Below are 18,186 nucleotides of genomic sequence, written 5' to 3' on the forward strand. Positions count from 1 at the left end.
GGGGGGGGGGGGGTGGGGGGGGCGTGACGGGGGGTGCGGAGGCCATGGGGGCGTGAGGGCGGGGGTGTGAGCCATGGGGGCGTGAAAGGCGGGGCTTCGGGCCATGCGGGTGTGCTGGCGGAGGTCGGGTCATCGGGGTGTGAAGGCGGGGGCGCGGGATGTTGGGGCCTGACGTGGGGGTGGGCTGTCGGGGTGTGACGGCGGGTGGGGAGGCCATGGAGGCGTGACGGCGGAGGTCGGGCCATCAGGTGGGACGGCGGAGTTGCAGGCCATCGGGGAGAGAGGGCGGGGTCGCAGGCCGGCGGAGGTCGGGCCATCAGGGTGTGACGGCGGGTGCGCAGGCCCGCGGGGCGTGACGGCGGAGGTTCGGAGCGTAGGGACGAGGAGAGGCCGCCGTCACGCGCGTGTGGGTGCAGCCGTCGTAGCGGCTCAGCCCACTTCGCGGCCGTATGCCCGCAATGTGCGCAGGGCCTCGATCGTCACCATGGGGCGCGCTTCGAGGGCCGTGGACGGCGCCCACAGGCGACGGCGGATCGGCCAGCCGCCGTCCTCCTGCTGCTCGGCCGTGAGGTGGTCCAGCGAACGGGACATCTCGGCGTCCGTGAACCACGCGCGCGCGAGGGAGCCCGGCGTCTTCGCGTAGTCGTGCGGGAAGTGGTGCTCGCCCGGGTCGTAGCCGGGGGAGACGGGGAACGCGTCGAGGTTCGAGGGGTCCAGGGCGGCCAGACGTTGCTCGCGCACCAGTCGGCCGAGGCGGTCGGCGGTCGCCTCCGCGCGCTGGCGGTCGGGGACGGAGTCCAGGAAGGTCACGGCGGCCTGGATCTCGTACGGGTGGGACACCTGGAGGGACTCCACCGCCTGCCAGCAGAAGTCCGTGGCCCGGAACAGCCAGGCGTGCCACACGTCGTTGCGGTGCAGCAGACCGACCACGGGACCGGTGGTGAGCAGATCGCTCGGCGGGCCGTCCACGACCGGCAGGGAGGGGGCCGTCGGATAGCCGCGCTGGGCGGGAGTGACCGCCGGGAGGGCACCGTCCGGGGTCGACACGGAGGTGAGATAACGGCACACACGCTCCACGCGCTGTCCGCCGCAACGTCCGACGGCGTCCAGGACCCGCAGGGCGTGACCGGTGTGCAGGGGCTGGCTGACCGGGCCACGCAGATCGGGCTCCAGCGCGTGACCGTACCCGCCGTCCGCGTTGCGGTAGGCCTCCAGCGCCGTCTCCACCGGATCGGGGCCGGCGTTCAGGAAGTGGTACGCGAACAGACGCTGTTCCAGCACACGCGCGGTGAGCCAGACGAGGTGCTCGGCGCGGAAGAGCGGGGAGTGCGCCGGTGGCGTCTGGGGGAGTGGGGAAGCTCCTGTTTCGGGCATGCGTCAGACCGTAGGGCGGAAAGCGGTCTCGGCAGGCGGCCCCGGCCGAGGCCCACCCTCAGGGGCGGGATACTGGAGTCATGCGGTTGACGGTCTTCTGGCAGCGGATGGCGGAACACTTCGGTCCGGGGTACGCCGACACCTTCGCGCGCGATCACGTGATGACGGAGCTTGGCGGGCGCACGGTGCACGAGGCGCTGGACAACGGCTGGGACGCCAAGGACGTCTGGCGTGTGGTCTGCACCGTCATGAACGTTCCGGGCGAGCGGCACTGAGACCGCGTGGACATTCGGAGGAGAAGTGCCGACCGGGCGTGAACATCTCACGAAAGAGGCACTGACCGGTCACGAAGATCGCAGGACAGCAGCCGATTGTCAGTCGCGTGGGTGAGACTTGCTCCGTGGCACCCACAGACGAGTCCGGGCAGGCAGCCCAGCACGCATCTCCGCTCGGCACGACGCCGCCCACCCGGCCCCCGGCCGACGGCGCCGGGCCGAACGCCCGCATGCCGCGCTGGCTACCGCGCGCCATGGTGCTCGCGCTCGCCCTCATCGCCGTGTTCCAACTCGGCAGCTGGGCCTTCCACCAGCTGATAGGCCTGCTGACCAACATTCTCATCGCGTTCTTCCTGGCCCTGGCCATCGAACCCGCGGTGAGCAAGATGGCGGCGCGCGGCATGCGCAGGGGGCTCGCGGCCTTCTTCGTCTTCTTCGCGGTGCTGATCGTGGCCGCCGGCTTCGTCACGCTGCTCGGTTCCATGCTCGCGGGCCAGATCATCAAGATCGTCGAGGACTTCCCGGACTACCTCGACTCCGTCATCGCCTGGATCAACGGGCACTTCCACACCGATCTGAAGCGGGTGGACGTCCAGGAGGGGCTGCTGCGCTCCGACTGGCTGCGCAACTACGTGCAGAACAGCGCCACGGGCGTCCTGGACGTCTCCGCCCAGGTCCTCGGCGGCCTCTTCCAGTTGCTGACGGTCGCGCTGTTCTCGTTCTACTTCGCCGCGGACGGCCCGCGGCTGCGCCGCGCGATCTGCTCCGTCCTGCCGCCCGCCCGCCAGACCGAGGTGCTGCGCGCCTGGGAGATCGCCGTGGACAAGACCGGCGGCTACATCTACTCGCGCGGTCTGATGGCCCTCGTCTCCGGAGTCGCGCACTTCGTCCTGCTCCAGGCCCTGGACGTGCCGTACGCGCCCGTGCTCGCCGTCTGGGTCGGCCTGGTCTCGCAGTTCATCCCGACCATCGGCACCTATCTCGCGGGCGCCTTGCCCATGCTGATCGCCTTCACGGTCAATCCCTGGTACGCGCTGTGGGTGCTGATCTTCGTAGTGATCTACCAGCAGTTCGAGAACTACGTGCTGCAGCCCAAGCTGACCTCGAAGACCGTCGACATCCACCCCGCGGTCGCCTTCGGCTCGGTCATCGCGGGCACCGCCCTCCTCGGCGCGGTCGGCGCCCTGATCGCCATCCCGGCGGTCGCCACGCTGCAGGCGTTCCTGGGGGCGTACGTGAAGCGGTACGCCGTCACCGACGACCCTCGCGTCCACGGGCACCGGAAGCGGGGCGAGGGGCCCTCACCGGTCACGCGCGTGCGTGCGCTGTGGGAGCGGCGGCGGCCGGGAACGCAGGAATCCGGCGACGGTGACAACTCGTCCTGAGGGCGCCGGGTTCAGTACGCGAGGGCGGCCCACACCCCGGCGCCGACGACGGCAGTGACGTAGGAGCCGATCGCCGCGGACAGGATCCGTCGCCGCAGCGGTTCGCTCCAGGGCGTGCGGGACAGCAGCCAGGCCAGTGCGGGCAGGACCAGGACCGCGTGCAGGCTCACGCCGTGCAGCGGCTTGAGCGGGGCGGTCGAGTGGTAGGCCGCCTCCTGGTGGCCGGTGCGGGTGAGGACGACACCGCGCGCGATCATCGCGGCACCCGAGGCGAGCGCGACGAGCAGGATCGCGAACCCGGACCGCACCGCGAGGTCCATCCCCGCCGGGCCCGAGGGCCGGTGGCGGAAGGAGACGACCGCGAACACCGTCAGCAGCACCACCAGGACGCCGCCGCCCACCGCGAGCGTCATGGACACCGCAGTGTCGAAGGGTGTCGCCATGTCGAGGTGCGAGGGCACCCCGCGCCACGCCTGGAGGGTGATGCCGCCGACCTCCACCGCACAGTCGGCCGCGAAGACCGTGAGCAGCAGGGTGCGCAGCCGGGTGCCGACGCGCAGATACGACGTGACCCAGGCGACCGCGATCAGGGTCACCCCGAAGGACACCCCGAACGTCACCGGCTTGCGCCAGGAGACCGGCCCGTCCCAGGGGCCGCCGTCCACGGCGAACACCACCAGGTGCGCGAGCCCGGAGAGGACCAGGAGGACACCGGTGGCGTGGCAGAGACGCTCCACGCGGCGTGCACCGCCGGCCCGCGGCGCCGAGGTTCGTGTCGGCACCGCGGGCGCTTCCGTCGGGACCGGGTCCATCAGCGCCGTGTTCCCTTCCGGGCCAGGGTGGCCGTGGCCCCGGCGAGCACCAGGGTGGCGAGGGCGACGAGTTCGGCTGAGGTCGAGGCGATGAGCGCGGTGTCCCCCGAGGAGAGGTGGTCGCCGGTGTTCGGGGTCAGGATCGCGCCCGTGCCGATGAACAGGCCCACACCGAGGGCGAGCCCGGTCGTCCATCGGTTCGTGCGCCAGACCAGCAGGGCCGCCGCCACGAGCGGGATGACGAGTCCGGGCGGGACAATGGGATAGTCCGCTCCGGCGCGATCTGACCGGCGATGGACGCGGCCGGCAAGAGCAGTGCGGACAGGGTCGCGACGACGGCGGGGGAACGTGCCGTGCCGGTGTCGTTCCGGGTGGTCTCCGGGGTGCTCCTCGTGGTCTCCATGGCACCAGACTCGCGAGAACGGCCCGCCCGGTCGTCGTACCGCCGAAGACACCTGAAGTACGCCGCGGGAAGTAGCCGGAGCGCGGCGGAGGAAGCCGGTCGGAGCGTGCCGTAGGAAGTGGCTCGGGTGCCGTGTGGTGCGCTTGACACGAAAATCGAACATCCATTCTTATGGAAGTTCCGGCGAAGTCAACGGCGGGCGTTTCGGCATGGTTTGCATGGAGAAGCGCCCTAGTTATCCACAGGCTGGACGGGCGTCGGGACGCATTGTCAGTGGCAGGCGTTAGCGTCTTTGACGTGAAGCGATCGACTCAAGCAAATCGGGTGGAACCCATGGCAGGAACCGACCGCGAGAAGGCGCTCGACGCCGCGCTCGCACAGATTGAACGGCAGTTCGGCAAGGGTGCCGTGATGCGCCTGGGCGAGCGGCCGAACGAGCCCATCGAGGTCATCCCCACCGGGTCGACCGCACTCGACGTCGCCCTCGGCGTCGGCGGCCTGCCGCGTGGCCGGGTGGTGGAGGTGTACGGACCGGAGTCCTCCGGTAAGACGACCCTGACACTGCACGCGGTGGCCAACGCCCAGAAGGCCGGCGGCCAGGTGGCCTTCGTGGACGCGGAGCACGCCCTCGACCCCGAGTACGCGAAGAAGCTCGGCGTCGACATCGACAACCTGATCCTCTCCCAGCCGGACAACGGCGAGCAGGCTCTGGAGATCGTGGACATGCTGGTCCGCTCCGGCGCCCTCGACCTCATCGTCATCGACTCCGTCGCCGCGCTCGTCCCGCGCGCGGAGATCGAGGGCGAGATGGGCGACAGCCACGTCGGTCTGCAGGCCCGTCTGATGAGCCAGGCCCTGCGGAAGATCACCAGCGCGCTCAACCAGTCCAAGACCACCGCGATCTTCATCAACCAGCTCCGCGAGAAGATCGGCGTGATGTTCGGCTCCCCGGAGACCACGACCGGTGGCCGGGCGCTGAAGTTCTACGCCTCGGTGCGGCTCGACATCCGTCGCATCGAGACCCTGAAGGACGGCACGGACGCGGTCGGCAACCGCACCCGCGTCAAGGTCGTCAAGAACAAGGTCGCGCCGCCCTTCAAGCAGGCCGAGTTCGACATCCTCTACGGGCAGGGCATCAGCCGTGAGGGCGGACTGATCGACATGGGCGTGGAGAACGGCTTCGTCCGCAAGGCAGGTGCCTGGTACACGTACGAGGGTGACCAGCTCGGCCAGGGCAAGGAGAACGCGCGCAACTTCCTGAAGGACAACCCCGACCTCGCCAACGAGATCGAGAAGAAGATCAAGGAGAAGCTGGGCGTCGGCGTGCGGCCCCAGGAGCCGACCGTCGAGCCGGGTGCGGACGCCGCGGTGTCCGCTGCCGCCGACGATGCCGCGAAGGCGCCGGCTTCGGCGGCTGCGAAGGCGACGAAGGCCAAGGCTCCGGCCGCCAAGAGCTGATCCTGTGACACGGCGAACCGACTGGGCCGAGTACGAGGACGCTCCGCGAGGGTGGAGCGGAAAGGGCGGCGGGGGTTCTGCCGGGCCGGGCGGCGGCAGGGACGGTGCGGACGGGGGACACGGCCGCTCGGTGTCGTACGGCATGGGGCGGACCGGCGATGAGCCGACGGGCGGCGCGGACGGGGGATTCGGCCGCGCGGCGGCGTACGGCGTCGAGGGGACGGGCGGCCACGACCTGGCGTACGGCGCCGGTCGGTCCCACCTCGGCGGGACGTACGGCGATGGTGGGCCGAGCAGCGACGAGTCCGGTGACGGGGCGGCGCGTGGTTCCGGGGCGTTCGGCCGGAGCTCGCGTCGAGGCGGTCAAGCCCCGGGCGGTTCCCGTGGGCGTCGACAGCGTCGCCGCGGCTTCGGGGAGTCGCCCGGCGAGGACGGAGGCGGCCCCTCCTTGTCGAGGGCCGAGAAGGGGGAGCCTCCGGCGGACCCGGTGGAGCGGGCGCGGGCGATCTGCCTGCGCCTGCTCACCGGGACCCCGCGCACGCGGAAGCAGCTCGCCGACGCCCTGCGCAAGCGGGAGATCCCGGACGACGCCGCCGAGGAGGTGCTGTCGCGGTTCGAGGAGGTCGGACTGATCAACGACAGCGCGTTCGCGGATGCCTGGGTGGAGTCCCGGCACCACGGCCGGGGACTCGCCCGGCGGGCGCTCGCCCAGGAACTGCGGACCAAGGGCGTCGACTCCACGCTGATCGACGCGGCCGTCTCGCAGCTCGACTCCGACCAGGAGGAGGCGACGGCCCGCGAACTCGTCGACCGCAAGCTGCGCGCGACGCGCGGCCTCGACCGCGACAAGCGCCTGCGCCGCCTCGCCGGCATGCTCGCCCGCAAGGGCTACTCCGAGGGCATGGCCCTGCGGGTGGTCCGCCAGGCGCTGGAGGAGGAGGGCGAGGAGACGGAGTTCCTCGGCGACGAGGGGTTCTGACGCGGGGGAGTTTCCCCGAAGTATCACCGGCCGGCCAGGACCGGGTTTCCCCGACGGGCAGCAGGGAGAGCGGGCCGTCACCGGCACCGTCGCCCCGCTGCGCGACGAGGACATCGACAAGTTCGCAAACAGCCCTTGGTCACCGAGGGGACCGCGGACACGGCCCCGCTCTACTGCCCGCCCGGTATCGGCTGACGTCCCGGCAGTCCAGGAGCCGCCGTCCCGTCGGCCCGCGCGGTGACCGGCAGCCCCGCCGCCCGCCAGGCCTGGAAACCGCCGACCAGATCCGTGGCCCGGCGCAGCCCCAGTCGGTGCAGGGACTCCGCCGCCAGGCTGGAGGCGTACCCCTCGTCGCACACCACCACGACCCGCAGATCGTGGTCCGTGGCCTCGGGGAGGCGGTGGCTGCCCCGCGGGTCGAGGCGCCACTCCAGTTCGTTGCGCTCGACGACCAGGGCACCCGGGATCAGCCCGTCGTGCTCGCGCAGGGCCGCGTAACGGATGTCCACCAGCAGGGCCTCACCGGCCCGGGCGGCGTCGTACGCCTCCTGGGCTCCGATCCGCTCGTAGCCCGCGCGCACCCGCTCCAGCACCTCGTCGATGCCGGGCGCCTGTTCGGCCGTACGACCGACAGGCTGGGCGCTCACTGCCAGTCCTCCGGCCGCTCCACGTGCTCCAGCCGGAGGATCTGGCCCGTGCGGCTGTAGCGGCGGATCTGGGGGAGGGGCGGGTAGTAGGCGTGCACGGAGACCGCGTGGACCTCGGTGGACTCGTTGAGGACCTCGTGGACGTGGTGCTGCCCGAACGAGCGGCCCTTGCCGGCCGGCAGCCGTCGCTCGCGGTCCACGTCCTCGGAGAGTTCGAGGGTCTTCCAGCCGTCGGCGGGCAGCCGGGCGGCGAGGGAGTTCTCCTTGAGCTCTCCGGCGGCGATGGTGAAGGCGCCGACCGACTCGGCGTGGTCGTGCCAGCCGGTGCCGGTGCCGGGCGGCCAGCCGATCAGCCAGGCCTCGCTGCCGCCGGGCCCCTCCAGGCGCACCCAGGTGCGGCCCTCCGGGTCGAGGGGGAGCGATTCGATCAGCTCGGCGTCGGCGGCGGTGCGCCGTACGAAGTCGAGGAGGTCGGCCTGGGTGGGCGGCGCGACGGAGGACACCGGGGGGAATGCGGGGGAGGCAGACACGGACACCGTCCTGAGAAGAGTTCGCGAGAGCGCGCCGTCGCACAGACACGGCACGCGGGGAAGTTGAAGAGGCGAATTCAGCAGGACGGACGACACACGCAGCCCGCATAGCGGACGAGGTCCATATGGACCCTCCGCCACAGGCGCACACAGGTGTCGGTCACGATCCGGAGTACACCATGAGGGCCCGGAGCGTTTCAACTCACCGTCACTATGTGGACGCACAGTGACGGTGAGCACGTCAGCGCGAGCCGGCCCCCGCGCTCGCCTCGGCCTTCGCCGGCGGCCCGCCGAGCACCGTCTCGGCCGCCGAGTACAGGTCGGCCGGGCGGACTCCGCTCAGCGCTGTGACGAGGTGACCGTCCGGCCGTACGAGAAGGACCGTGTGCGGGGCCGCACCCGGGTACTCCTCGGCGACCAGGAGCTCGGCGTGGTGGGGCAGCGCGGTCACCGACGCGGCCAGGCGGGGCATGATTCCGGCGGTCACCCAGTGCTTGCGCTCCCACACTCCGGTGCCCGGCGCGACCAGTACGACCAGCAGTGCGCCGCGGCCCAGGCGCTCGCGCAGCCGTACGAACGAGCCGTCCTCCGCGGTGACCCGCACATCCGCGACCGTGGACCCCGGCAGGGTGTCGACGGGCACCTCCCCTTCGAGGTGCCGGGGTGCGAGGGGCGAGTCGGCGTACGCCCCCGGCGCGCCGAGCGGGCCGCGCCCCAGGTGACCGTCCGTGAGCAGGGCGTCGTGCCCGCGGGCCGAGCCGGGGACGACGGCGCGCAGCCCCCCGCCGCCACGCAGCAGCGGTAGCGCCTGGTCGGCGGCGCGCAGCCGTCCGGCGACGACCGCGCGCCGCTCGGTCTGGTAGCTGTCGAGAAGCGCCTCATGCGACCCGTGGTGCCAGGCCAGGGCGAGCTTCCAGGCGAGGTTGTCGGCGTCCTGGAGGCCCACGTCGAGACCCTGCGTGCCGAGCGCCCCGAGGCAGTGCGCCGCGTCCCCGGCGAGAAAGACCCGGCCGGCGCGCCAGCGGCGGGCCAGCCGGTGGTGCACGGTGTGGACTCCGGTGTCGAGGAGTTCGTACGGCGGTGTCGAGCCGCCCGTCCAGCCGGCCAGGGTCTCCCGGACGCGGGCCACAAGGAGTTCGGGGGTGACCAGGTCCTTGCCCGGCGGCAGCAGCCAGTCCAGGCGCCACACGCCCTCGGGGAGCGGGCGGGCGGTGATCTCCCCGGCGGACGGGCCGGACGTCCGCCACGGCGGCATCCGGTGCAGCAACGCCCGGTCCTCCCAGGGGAGTTCAGCGCGCAGGGCGGCGACCGCGTGGCGCTCGACCGCCGTACGGCCCGGGAAGCGGATGTCCTCGAGCTTGCGCACGGTGGAACGCGCGCCGTCGCAGCCGACCAGGTAACTGCCGCGCCACCAGGTGCCTTTGGGACCGCGGGTGTGGGCGGTGACGCCCGAGGGCTCCTGCTCGATCGTGTCGAGACGGCTGTCGGTGATGAGCTTGACCAGGCCCTGCTCGGCCAGGGCGGCGCGCAGGGCGCCGGTCAGGACGTGCTGCGCGAGGTGCAGGGGGGCATCTCCGGCGTCCTCGAAGTCGACCTCGCGCATCACCTGCTTGCGACGCATCGACCGCCATCCGGCCCAGTGCACACCGAGCTCGGCGACCGGCACTCCGGTCAGCCGCGACATGAGTGCGGCGGTGTCCTCGTGCAGTACGGCAGTCCGGGCCAGGCGGGGTTCATCCTTGCCGGGACCCTCGTCGAGGACCACGGAGGGGACCTCCTGACGCGCCAGCGCCAGGGCGAGCGTGAGCCCGACGGGCCCCGCTCCGACGATGATCACCGGGTCCACGGCGCGGCGCCCCCTGCCCGCAGCGGAATGCCGGGAGATGTATGAGAACAGGAGGTTGGGGCAGGGTGCACGATCACAGAACGTATGCAACCCATTGCCGGTGCTTGCGTCAAGTGACGGAGGGCAGTGGCGATCATGCCACTGCCCTCCGTGTCGTCTGCGCGGACGGGTCACGCCACTTGACTGCGCATCAGATCATCGGGGCGGCTTGTCGGTGAAGGTGAATCCGCTCGGGCCGCCGCCCTCGCCACCGGTCCCGAAGGTGCCGCCCACCGCTGCCGGGTTGACCTCCACCGTGTCCTCGCCGAGAACCGCGCCCGTGCTCTTCTTGCTGCGCCGCAGCCTCTGCTCCAGCCAGCCCGCGAAGCTGGTGAGGAGGAAGTTCAGGATGATGTAGATGATGCCGACGACGATGAAGCTCGGGATGACGTTGGCGTAGTTGGCCGCCAGCGTGCTGCGCGAGTTGAGCAGCTCGGTGAAGCCCAGCATCACACCGCCCAGCGCGGTGTCCTTCACGATGACGACCAGCTGGCTGACGATGGCCGGCAGCATCGCGGTGACCGCCTGCGGGAGCAGGACGCTGGTCATCGTCTGGCCCTTGCGCAGGCCGACCGCGTAGGCCGCCTCCGTCTGTCCCTTGGGCAGCGAGAGAATACCGGCGCGGACGATCTCGGCGAGCACCGAGGCGTTGTAGAGCACCAGGCCGGTGACGACGGCGTACAGGGGCCGCTGTTCGCTGGAGACGTCCGTGGAGCGGACGTAGAACTCGTTGGCGAACAGCATCAGCAGCAGGACCGGGATCGCCCGGAAGAACTCGACCACCGTGCCGGCCACGCCCCGTACCCAGGCGTGCTCGGACATGCGGGCGATACCGAAGACCGCGCCCAGTGGAAGGGCGATCACCATGGAGATGGCCGCGGCCTTGAGGGTGTCACCGAGACCGGGCAGTAGATACGTCGTCCAGGCCTCGCTGGTGGTGAAGGGCTCCCAGAGGCTCCACTTCAGCTGGCCCTTGTCGTCCATCGTCTGCCACACCCACCACAGGACGAGGGCGAGGAGAACGGTGAAGACGACCGACAGGAGGACGTTGCGCCGCTTGGCGCGGGGGCCGGGAGTGTCGTAGAGGACCGAGCTCATCGCTTCACCGCCAGGCGCTTGCTGAGCCAGCCGAGGAGCAGACCGGTCGGCAGGGTCAGGACCACGAAACCGAGGGCGAAGACCGCGCCGATGAGCAGCGTCTCGGCCTCGTTCTCGATCATTTCCTTCATCAGATACGCGGCCTCGGCCACGCCGATCGCGGCCGCCACGGTGGTGTTCTTGGTCAGCGCGATCAGCACGTTGGCCAGCGGCCCGATGACCGAGCGGAACGCCTGCGGCAGCACGATGAGACGCAGGGTCTGGCTGAAGTTCAGCCCGATCGCGCGGGCTGCCTCTGCCTGGCCGAGCGGCACCGTGTTGATGCCGGAGCGGATCGCCTCGCAGACGAAGGACGCGGTGTAGGCGACGAATCCGAGCACCGCCAGCCGGAAGCCCTGGACCTTGAAGTCGTCGGACGCGCCCATCGTCACACCGAAGATGTCGGCGAGGCCGAGCGAGGTGAAGACGATGATGACGGTCAGGGGGATGTTCCGGACGATGTTGACGTAGGCGGTGCCGAATCCGCGCATCAGTGGGACCGGGCTGACCCGCATCGCGGCCAGCACGGTGCCCCAGATCAGGGAGCCGACGGCGGAGAGGGCGGTGAGTTTCACCGTCATCCAGAACGCCCCGAGGACGTCGTAACCTTCAAGAAAGTCGAACACGATCTCCCGCGCTTCCGGGTGTGTGGCCGTGGGTGGAGGGGGCGCGGCGCGCCGCCGCCCTGAGCGCGGCGGGCGGCGGCGCGCCGGTGGATCCCTGCGTTACTTGACGATGACGCCGACCTTCGGGGCGGGCTCGTTCTTGTAGCCGGCGGGGCCGAAGTTGTCGTCGACCGCCTTCTGCCAGGAGCCGTCGCTGACCATCTTCTCCAGGGCGGCGTTGACCTTGTTCAGGGTCGCGGTGTCGCCCTTCTTCACACCGATGCCGTAGTTCTCGTTGCTCAGCTTGAGGCCGGCGAGCTTGAACTGGCCCTTGTACTTGTCCTGGGCCGCGAAGCCCGCGAGGATCGAGTCGTCCGTGGTCACCGCGTCGACGGCGCCGCTCTGCAGGCCGGCGATGCACTCCGAGTAGCCGGAGTACTCGCGCAGCTGGGCCTTCGGGGCGAAGTCGTCGTGGACGTTCTGCGCCGAGGTGGAGCCGGTCACGGAACACAGCTTCTCGCCGTTGAGGTCCGTGGCCTCGCTGATCTTGGAGTCCTTCTTGACCAGCAGGTCCTGGTGGGCCAGCAGGTACGGGCCGGCGAAGTCGACCTTCTTCTTGCGCTCGTCGTTGATCGAGTAGGTGGCCGCGATGATCTTCACGTCGTCACGGGCGAGCGCGTTCTCACGGTCGGCGCTCTTGGTCTCGACGAACTCGATCTGATTGGGCTCGTAACCGAGCTGCTTGGCCACGTACGTCGCCACGTCCACGTCGAAACCGGAGAAGGAGCCGTCGGGCTCCTTCAGACCGAGGCCGGGCTGGTCGTACTTGATACCGATCTTGATCTTGCCGCCACCGCCGCTGGAACCCGAGCCGGAGCTGTCGTCCTTGCTGTCGCCGCCGCAGGCGGTCGCGGACAGGGCGAGGGCGAGAACGGCGGCCGAGGCGGCGGTGACCTTGCGGAGCTTCATGGTGAACATCCTTTGGGTGGTGAAGAGATGAGAGCCGTCGGTGGTCGATCCGGGTGGCACGTCAGTGGTGCAGGATCTTCGACAGGAAGTCCTTGGCACGGTCGCTGCGCGGATTGCTGAAGAACTGGTCGGGCGCAGCCTCCTCGACGATCCGTCCGTCCGCCATGAACACCACGCGGTTTGCAGCCGATCGTGCGAAACCCATTTCGTGCGTGACGACGATCATTGTCATGCCGTCGCGGGCGAGCTGCTGCATGACCTCCAGCACCTCGTTGATCATCTCAGGGTCGAGCGCCGACGTGGGCTCGTCGAAGAGCATGACCTTGGGGTCCATCGCCAGGGCACGGGCGATGGCGACACGCTGCTGCTGACCGCCGGACAGCTGGGCGGGGTACTTGTCCGCCTGTGTGGTGATGCCGACCCGGTCGAGCAGGGCGCGCGCCTTCTCCTCGGCCTGCTTCTTGTCGGCCTTGCGGACCTTGATCTGGCCCAGCATCACGTTCTCGAGCACGGTCTTGTGCGCGAAGAGGTTGAAGGACTGGAAGACCATTCCGACGTCGGCGCGCAGCCGGGCCAGTTCCTTGCCCTCCTGGGGCAGCGGCTTGCCGTCGATGGCGATCGAACCCGTGTCGATCGTCTCCAGGCGGTTGATGGTGCGGCACAGGGTGGACTTGCCGGACCCGGAGGGTCCGATGACCACGACGACCTCGCCGCGGGCGATCGTCAGGTCGATGTCCTGGAGTACGTGCAACGCGCCGAAGTGCTTGTTGACGCTCTTCAGGACGACCAGTTCGCCGGTCCCGGCCACATCTTCCTTGGCCACCGATACTTCGGTCATCGCTCTCTGGCTCCGTCCTCCTCGGTTTCGGAGGACAGTAGTTACCCCATGCGACCAGCGTCATTAGTATTGAGGGGAATCTGAGCATCACGATCCGATAGCAATCGGACACGTGTCGTAGCACTTGCGACAGTGCGCATACCGGCCGGGTAACGGAACCGCGGTGCAACCGGAACCCTCTTGACGCCGTCCTCATCCATCAGCATGACTGCACGGTGCGCACGCGCGTGTGCGTACGCACATTTGTACCTGTTCGCTACATATTCAGATGGTACGTCCGATGGACCAAAGGGGGCCGGGGTGAGACTTCTCCTCGTCGAGGACGACAACCACGTGGCCGCCGCGCTGTCCGCGGTGCTCGCCCGGCACGGTTTCGACGTCACGCACGCCCGCAGCGGCGAGGAGGCCCTCCAGGCGCTCGTGCCGGAGGTGGACGGCTTCGGCGTCGTGCTCCTGGACCTCGGACTGCCCGACCAGGACGGCTACGAGGTGTGCGGCAAGATCCGCAAGCGCACCAGCACTCCGGTGATCATGGTCACCGCCCGCTCCGACGTGCGCTCCCGCATCCACGGTCTCAACCTCGGCGCCGACGACTACGTGGTCAAGCCGTACGACACCGGGGAGTTGCTCGCCCGCATCCACGCCGTCAGCCGGCGCACCGTCCACGAGGACGCGTCGGGCGGCGGGGATGCCGCGCTGGTTCTCGGCGCCGTGCGCATCGAACTGCCGACCCGTCAGGTCACCGTCGACGGCACGGTCGTTCAGCTCACCCGCAAGGAGTTCGACCTCCTGGCGCTGCTCGCCCAGCGGCCCGGTGTGGTCTTCCGGCGCGAGCAGATCATCAGCGAGGTCTGGCGCACCAGCTGGGAGGGGACCGGTCGCACGCTGGAGGTACATGTGGCGTCCCTGCGCGCGAAGCTGCGGATGCCGGCGCTGATCGAGACGGTGCGGGGAGTGGGGTACCGGTTGGTGGCGCCGGGGGTGTGAGGGGTTGGGCTCCGGGGGTTCGCGGCGCGGTTGGGAGCGGTGGCTCGGGGCGCGAAGGGTTGGGCCTCGGGAGTGCGATGCGACGGCGTGGGTGGGCTGGGGCGAGGGTGCGATGGGAAGGCCTGGTTGGGGCGTTGGGGCGTTGGGGCGTTGGGGCGTTGGGGCGTTGGGGTGAAGGTGCGGGGTGCGAGGCCGGGCTGGGGTGAGGCTTCGGCCGGTGGTCTGGCGTGGGGGCCTGGGTGAAGGCTTCGGCTGAGGTCCGGGGTGTGAGCTGGGTCGAGGGTCGGGCGCACGGTCTGGGATGAGGGGCGGGTCGAGGGTCGAGCACACGGTCTGGGATGAGGGGCGGGGCGATGTGGGGGGCATGACCTGGGGGGAGGGGCGGGCCGAGAACGGGGTACGACCTGGCGCGAGGGACGGGTCGAGGGGAGTACGGCTGACGTGAGGCGTCGCGGTGACGGCTCCGCGTGAAGGTGTGGCTGAGTGGCGGCAGTGAAGGCTGTGGATGGGGGTGCGGGACGCGGAGCTGTGCGAGGCTCGGGGTGAGGGATTCAAGGCAGGAGAGGGACGGTGTCTGTGGGCGCGGGTGAGTGCGGCGGCGAGGGTGCCCACGTGTTCGGTGGCGGCCTTGGGCGGCTCGGCGCGGGTGCCTGGGGCGGTTCGGGCGAGAGTGTCTCGCGGTGCCGGGGCGTGGGCGGTATCCGGAACCGGGGCGCCGTTCCCGTCTGCGTGGACCGTGTGGCGGTGACGCGGCAGAGGCCGGGCGTGGCTGATATCCGGAACCCGGGCGCCGTGCCCGTCTGCGTGTGCCGTGTGGTTGCGGTGCGGCGGGGGCGGGGTGTGGTTGCTGTCCGGAACCGGGGTGCTGTCCAAGTCTGTGCGTGCCGTCCGGGGCTGGGTCTGGGTGGTATCCGGAACCGGGGCACCGCGCCCGTCTGCGTGTGCCGTGTGGTTGCGGTGCGGCGGGGGCGGGGTGTGGTTGCTGTCCGGAACCGGGGCGCTGTCCAAGTCTGTGCGTGCCGTGCGGCCCTGCCGCGGCAGGGGGCTGGCGTGGATCGCATCCGGGGCCAAGGTGCCGACCGTGTGGCCATGGCGCGGCGGTGTCGAAGCGTGCGCAGTGGGGCCCGCGTGTGGTGGGGCTCGCGGCTTCGGCGCGGGGCGTAGGCGGGGCCGTGCGTACACGTCTTCTTCCGCTGCTCATCGTCCTCATGGCCGCCGTGCTGATGGCCCTGGGCGTGCCGCTGGCCATCGGTGTCGCCTCCGCCCAGCAGCAGAAGGTCGTCGTCGACAGGATCGACGACACCGCGCACTTCGCCGCGCTCGCCCAGTTCGTCACCGATGCCTCCGACGAACGCCTGGAGACGCTGGAGAGTGAACTCGCCAGCTACTACAAGGTCTACGGCATTCGTGTCGGTGTCTTCTACGACGGTGATGTGCCCATGGCCACCGCGCCGCGCGGATGGTTCCTCCCCCGGGAGGGTGAGGTGCGCGACGCGTTCGGCGAGGCGCTGCTCAGCCGCCGAAGCCAGGACCCCAAGCAGGTCTGGCCCTGGCAGCGGGGCCGGCTGGTCGTCGCCTCGCCGGTGATCCGGGACGGTGACGTCGTCGCGGTCGTCGTCACCGACTCGCCCACCGGGCCGATGCGTTCGCGGATCCTGCACGGCTGGCTGGTCATCTTCGCGGGCGAACTCGCCGCCATGCTGCTGGCCGTCGGCGCCGCACTGCGGCTGACCGGCTGGGTGCTCAGGCCCGTGCGGGTCCTCGACGCCACCACCCACGACATCGCCACCGGGCGACTCAAATCGCGGGTGGCGGTGGCCGGGGGGCCGCCCGAACTCAGGCGGCTGGCACGGTCGTTCAATGAAATGGCGGACAACGTCGAGGACGTGTTGGAGCAGCAGCGGGCCTTCGTCGCCGACGCCTCCCACCAGTTGAGGAATCCGCTCGCCGCCCTGCTGCTGCGTATCGAGCTGCTCGCCTTCGAACTTCCCGAGGGGAACACCGAGATCGCCTCCGTGCAGACGGAGGGCAAGAGGCTGGCCCAGGTCCTCGACGACCTCCTCGACCTCGCGCTCGCCGAGCACACCGAGGCGGACCTCAGGATCACCGACATCGGGGAGCTCACCGCCGAACGGGTCGCCGCCTGGACACCCACCGCCACGGCCAAGGGAGTGCGGCTGGTGGGGAGTTGTCCGCCCACCACCGCCTGGGCCGACCCCGTCACCCTCTCCAGCGCCCTCGACGCGGTCATCGACAACGCGATCAAGTTCACGCCCAAGGACGAGACCGTCGAGGTCACGGTCGCCGCGGACGGGGACACCTCGACGGTTGTCGTCGCCGACCGCGGACCCGGGCTCACCGAGGAGGAACTCGCGCGTGTCGGCGACCGGTTCTGGCGCAGCGGGCGGCATCAGAACATCAAGGGGTCCGGTCTCGGGCTGTCCATCTCGCGGGCGCTGCTGGCTGCGGGGGGCGGGGCGATCTCGTACGGCCACCATGAGCCGCACGGGCTGGTCGTGACCGTCTCCGTGCCCCGTAGTCGCCCTACGGTTTGACCGAGCGGTAGTAGCGGCGGGCGCCATCGTGGAGGGGGACCGGGTCGGTGTAGATCGCTGTGCGTACGTCGACCAGCTGGGCGGAGTGGACGTCGTGGCCGATGCCGTCCCTGCTCTTGATCACGGTCCGGGTGAGCCACTCCGTGAGCTCGGGGTCCATGTCCTTGCGGGTGATCAGCAGGTTGGAGACGGCCATCGTCGGGACGGTCCTGTTGTTCTGGACGGACGGGTACGCCGACGCCGGCATGTTGGTGGCGCGGTAGTACCGGGTGGGCTCGCCCTCGGCGTGCAGCTTCGCCACGAGGGAGGGTTCGATCGGGACGAAGCGGAACGCTGAGCGTTCGGCCAGCTGCTTCAGGCCGTCGGTGGGAAGGCCGCCGGACCAGAAGAACGCGTCCAGGCCGTGGCCGAGGAGCTTGGGCCCGGTGTCGATGCCCTCCGCCCTCGGCTGAATGTCCTTGTCCGGGTCGATGCCGGCGGCGTTGAGCACGCGGTCCGCTATCAGTCGTACGCCGGAGTTGGGGACGCCGATGGAGACGCGCTTGCCCTTCAGGTCGGCCAGGGTGCGGATGTCCGAGTCGGCGGGGACGACGAGCTGTACGTAGTCGTCGTAGAGGCGGGCCACGCCGCGGAGCTGGTCGGCGCCGGGGTCGCCGTTCTGCTGGTAGGTCTCCACCGCGTCGGCCGCGGCGATGGCGAAGTCGGACTGTCCGGTCGCCACGAGTCTGACGTTCTCCTGGGAGCCCGCGCTGGTCTCCAGTTTCACCTTCAGGTCCGGCATGTCCTTGCGGATCTCCTTGCGGAGGAGGTCGCCGTACTTCTGGTAGACGCCGGCCTTTGTGCCCGTGCTGAAGGTGATCGTGCCGGCCGGGGGGTCCTCGCCCAGCGGGAGCAGCCACCACAGGAGCAGGCCGAGGGCCACGATTGTGGCGGCCGCGGTCTGGAGCGCCTGGCGGCGGCTGAGGCGGGGGAACGGCTTGGGCATGCCGGTGATCCTGCCAGGGGGTGTGGGGACTGGCCAGTGTGGGTGCCTGTGGCGGCCTGTGCGGGTTCGGTGGGTTTGCCTGCGGCGGCCTGTGCGGCTGGGTGGGGGCGGGCGTTGTGCGTAGTTCCCCGCGCCCCTGGGTGCCTGTGGCGGCCTGTGCGGGTTCGGTGGGTTTGCCTGCGGCGGCCTGTGCGGCTGGGTGGGGGCGGGCGTTGTGCGTAGTTCCCCGCGCCCCTGGGTGCCTGCGGCGGCCTGTGCGGGTTCGGTGGGTTTGCCTGCGGCGGCCTGTGCGGCTGGGTGGGGGCGGGCGTTGTGCGGAGTTCCCCGCGCCCCTGGGTGCCTGTGGCGGCCTGTGCGGGTTC

The 18,186-nt window shown here is 70.5% G+C and carries 18 protein-coding genes; 6 read left to right on the forward strand and 12 right to left on the reverse strand.

All coding sequences use genetic code 11. From position 1 onward, the window contains the following. Positions 1 to 429 precede the first annotated feature (429 nt). Positions 430 to 1,374 carry a hypothetical protein gene (locus RNB18_RS50145; protein WP_311720809.1) on the reverse strand — a complete coding sequence of 315 codons (945 nt, stop codon included), beginning with the start codon at positions 1,372 to 1,374 and terminating at the stop codon, positions 430 to 432. 80 nt (positions 1,375 to 1,454) lie between these two features. Here RNB18_RS50145 and RNB18_RS50150 point away from each other — a divergent pair, with 80 nt between their 5' ends. Together RNB18_RS50150 and RNB18_RS50155 are read left to right on the forward strand one after the other, a co-directional pair. Further along, on the forward strand, positions 1,455 to 1,649 hold the full coding sequence (locus RNB18_RS50150; RefSeq protein WP_311720810.1) for a DUF3046 domain-containing protein: 195 nt from the start codon (positions 1,455 to 1,457) through the stop codon (positions 1,647 to 1,649). A 125-nt stretch (positions 1,650 to 1,774) separates the two neighbouring features. Beyond that, positions 1,775 to 3,034 carry an AI-2E family transporter gene (locus tag RNB18_RS50155; protein ID WP_311720811.1) on the forward strand — a complete coding sequence of 420 codons (1,260 nt, stop codon included), beginning with the start codon at positions 1,775 to 1,777 and terminating at the stop codon, positions 3,032 to 3,034. Positions 3,035 to 3,045: 11 nt separating this feature from the next. Here RNB18_RS50155 and RNB18_RS50160 read toward each other — a convergent pair whose 3' ends face one another. Further along, positions 3,046 to 3,846, reverse strand: coding sequence for a hypothetical protein (locus RNB18_RS50160; protein ID WP_311720812.1), 801 nt, complete (start codon positions 3,844 to 3,846; stop codon positions 3,046 to 3,048). Beyond that, a complete protein-coding gene (locus RNB18_RS50165; protein WP_311720813.1) occupies positions 3,846 to 4,076 on the reverse strand; it encodes a hypothetical protein in 231 nt (76 codons plus the stop codon). Before RNB18_RS50165 ends, RNB18_RS50160 begins: the two co-directional genes overlap by 1 nt. 506 nt (positions 4,077 to 4,582) lie before the next feature. On the opposite strand from RNB18_RS50165, the gene recA reads away from it, so the two are divergent. Continuing rightward, positions 4,583 to 5,707 carry a recombinase RecA gene (gene recA, locus RNB18_RS50170; protein ID WP_311720814.1) on the forward strand — a complete coding sequence of 375 codons (1,125 nt, stop codon included), beginning with the start codon at positions 4,583 to 4,585 and terminating at the stop codon, positions 5,705 to 5,707. 4 nt (positions 5,708 to 5,711) lie between these two features. Then, on the forward strand, positions 5,712 to 6,686 hold the full coding sequence (recX, locus tag RNB18_RS50175; RefSeq protein ID WP_311720815.1) for a recombination regulator RecX: 975 nt from the start codon (positions 5,712 to 5,714) through the stop codon (positions 6,684 to 6,686). A 170-nt stretch (positions 6,687 to 6,856) separates the two neighbouring features. Here recX and RNB18_RS50180 read toward each other — a convergent pair whose 3' ends face one another. The 8 genes from RNB18_RS50180 to RNB18_RS50210 form a co-directional block, all read right to left on the reverse strand. Next, the gene (locus RNB18_RS50180) at positions 6,857 to 7,333 is read right to left on the reverse strand and encodes a rhodanese-like domain-containing protein (protein ID WP_311720816.1); all 477 of its coding nucleotides are present in this window, start codon (positions 7,331 to 7,333) and stop codon (positions 6,857 to 6,859) included. Beyond that, positions 7,330 to 7,863 (reverse strand): cupin domain-containing protein, encoded by a 534-nt coding sequence (locus RNB18_RS50185; RefSeq protein WP_394817798.1) that lies wholly within the window; start codon positions 7,861 to 7,863, stop codon positions 7,330 to 7,332. The genes RNB18_RS50180 and RNB18_RS50185 overlap by 4 nt, the downstream gene beginning before the upstream one ends. 77 nt (positions 7,864 to 7,940) lie before the next feature. Continuing rightward, entirely contained in the window at positions 7,941 to 7,988 is a 48-nt protein-coding gene (locus RNB18_RS53975) for a hypothetical protein (protein WP_309506048.1), read from the reverse strand. 116 nt (positions 7,989 to 8,104) lie between these two features. Beyond that, positions 8,105 to 9,709, reverse strand: coding sequence for an FAD-dependent monooxygenase (locus RNB18_RS50190; RefSeq protein WP_311720818.1), 1,605 nt, complete (start codon positions 9,707 to 9,709; stop codon positions 8,105 to 8,107). A gap of 195 nt (positions 9,710 to 9,904) precedes the next feature. Beyond that, positions 9,905 to 10,846 (reverse strand): amino acid ABC transporter permease, encoded by a 942-nt coding sequence (locus RNB18_RS50195; protein WP_311720819.1) that lies wholly within the window; start codon positions 10,844 to 10,846, stop codon positions 9,905 to 9,907. Beyond that, positions 10,843 to 11,511, reverse strand: a complete 669-nt coding sequence (locus tag RNB18_RS50200) for an amino acid ABC transporter permease (protein ID WP_311720820.1) — start codon at positions 11,509 to 11,511, stop codon at positions 10,843 to 10,845. Before RNB18_RS50200 ends, RNB18_RS50195 begins: the two co-directional genes overlap by 4 nt. A gap of 99 nt (positions 11,512 to 11,610) precedes the next feature. After that, positions 11,611 to 12,459, reverse strand: coding sequence for a glutamate ABC transporter substrate-binding protein (locus RNB18_RS50205; protein WP_311720821.1), 849 nt, complete (start codon positions 12,457 to 12,459; stop codon positions 11,611 to 11,613). Between the two features lie 61 nt (positions 12,460 to 12,520). Then, entirely contained in the window at positions 12,521 to 13,297 is a 777-nt protein-coding gene (locus RNB18_RS50210; RefSeq protein ID WP_311720822.1) for an amino acid ABC transporter ATP-binding protein, read from the reverse strand. A gap of 300 nt (positions 13,298 to 13,597) precedes the next feature. On the opposite strand from RNB18_RS50210, the gene RNB18_RS50215 reads away from it, so the two are divergent. Together RNB18_RS50215 and RNB18_RS50220 are read left to right on the forward strand one after the other, a co-directional pair. Beyond that, the gene (locus RNB18_RS50215; protein ID WP_311720823.1) at positions 13,598 to 14,284 is read left to right on the forward strand and encodes a response regulator transcription factor; all 687 of its coding nucleotides are present in this window, start codon (positions 13,598 to 13,600) and stop codon (positions 14,282 to 14,284) included. Positions 14,285 to 15,456: 1,172 nt separating this feature from the next. Then, positions 15,457 to 16,839, forward strand: a complete 1,383-nt coding sequence (locus RNB18_RS50220) for a sensor histidine kinase (protein ID WP_311720824.1) — start codon at positions 15,457 to 15,459, stop codon at positions 16,837 to 16,839. Here the strand turns inward: RNB18_RS50220 and RNB18_RS50225 are convergent. Next, positions 16,829 to 17,824 carry a TAXI family TRAP transporter solute-binding subunit gene (locus RNB18_RS50225; protein WP_311720825.1) on the reverse strand — a complete coding sequence of 332 codons (996 nt, stop codon included), beginning with the start codon at positions 17,822 to 17,824 and terminating at the stop codon, positions 16,829 to 16,831. The two genes, RNB18_RS50220 and RNB18_RS50225, sit on opposite strands and share 11 nt — an antisense overlap. Between the last annotated feature and the right edge of the window lie 362 nt (positions 17,825 to 18,186).

Origin of the sequence: Streptomyces doebereineriae, from assembly GCF_031845645.1 — a bacterium.
Lineage (GTDB): Bacteria > Actinomycetota > Actinomycetes > Streptomycetales > Streptomycetaceae > Streptomyces > Streptomyces canus.

What these genes read in the sequence shown, in the direction of transcription:
- RNB18_RS50160 (WP_311720812.1), bottom strand. Translation starts at nt 3,846, where the DNA reads ATGGACCCGGTCCCGACGGAAGCGCCCGCGGTGCCGACACGAACCTCG.
- RNB18_RS50205 (WP_311720821.1), bottom strand. Translation starts at nt 12,459, where the DNA reads ATGAAGCTCCGCAAGGTCACCGCCGCCTCGGCCGCCGTTCTCGCCCTC.
- RNB18_RS50150 (WP_311720810.1), top strand. Translation starts at nt 1,455, where the DNA reads ATGCGGTTGACGGTCTTCTGGCAGCGGATGGCGGAACACTTCGGTCCG.
- RNB18_RS50210 (WP_311720822.1), bottom strand. Translation starts at nt 13,297, where the DNA reads ATGACCGAAGTATCGGTGGCCAAGGAAGATGTGGCCGGGACCGGCGAA.
- recA (WP_311720814.1), top strand. Translation starts at nt 4,583, where the DNA reads ATGGCAGGAACCGACCGCGAGAAGGCGCTCGACGCCGCGCTCGCACAG.
- RNB18_RS50225 (WP_311720825.1), bottom strand. Translation starts at nt 17,824, where the DNA reads ATGCCCAAGCCGTTCCCCCGCCTCAGCCGCCGCCAGGCGCTCCAGACC.
- RNB18_RS50145 (WP_311720809.1), bottom strand. Translation starts at nt 1,374, where the DNA reads ATGCCCGAAACAGGAGCTTCCCCACTCCCCCAGACGCCACCGGCGCAC.
- RNB18_RS50195 (WP_311720819.1), bottom strand. Translation starts at nt 10,846, where the DNA reads ATGAGCTCGGTCCTCTACGACACTCCCGGCCCCCGCGCCAAGCGGCGC.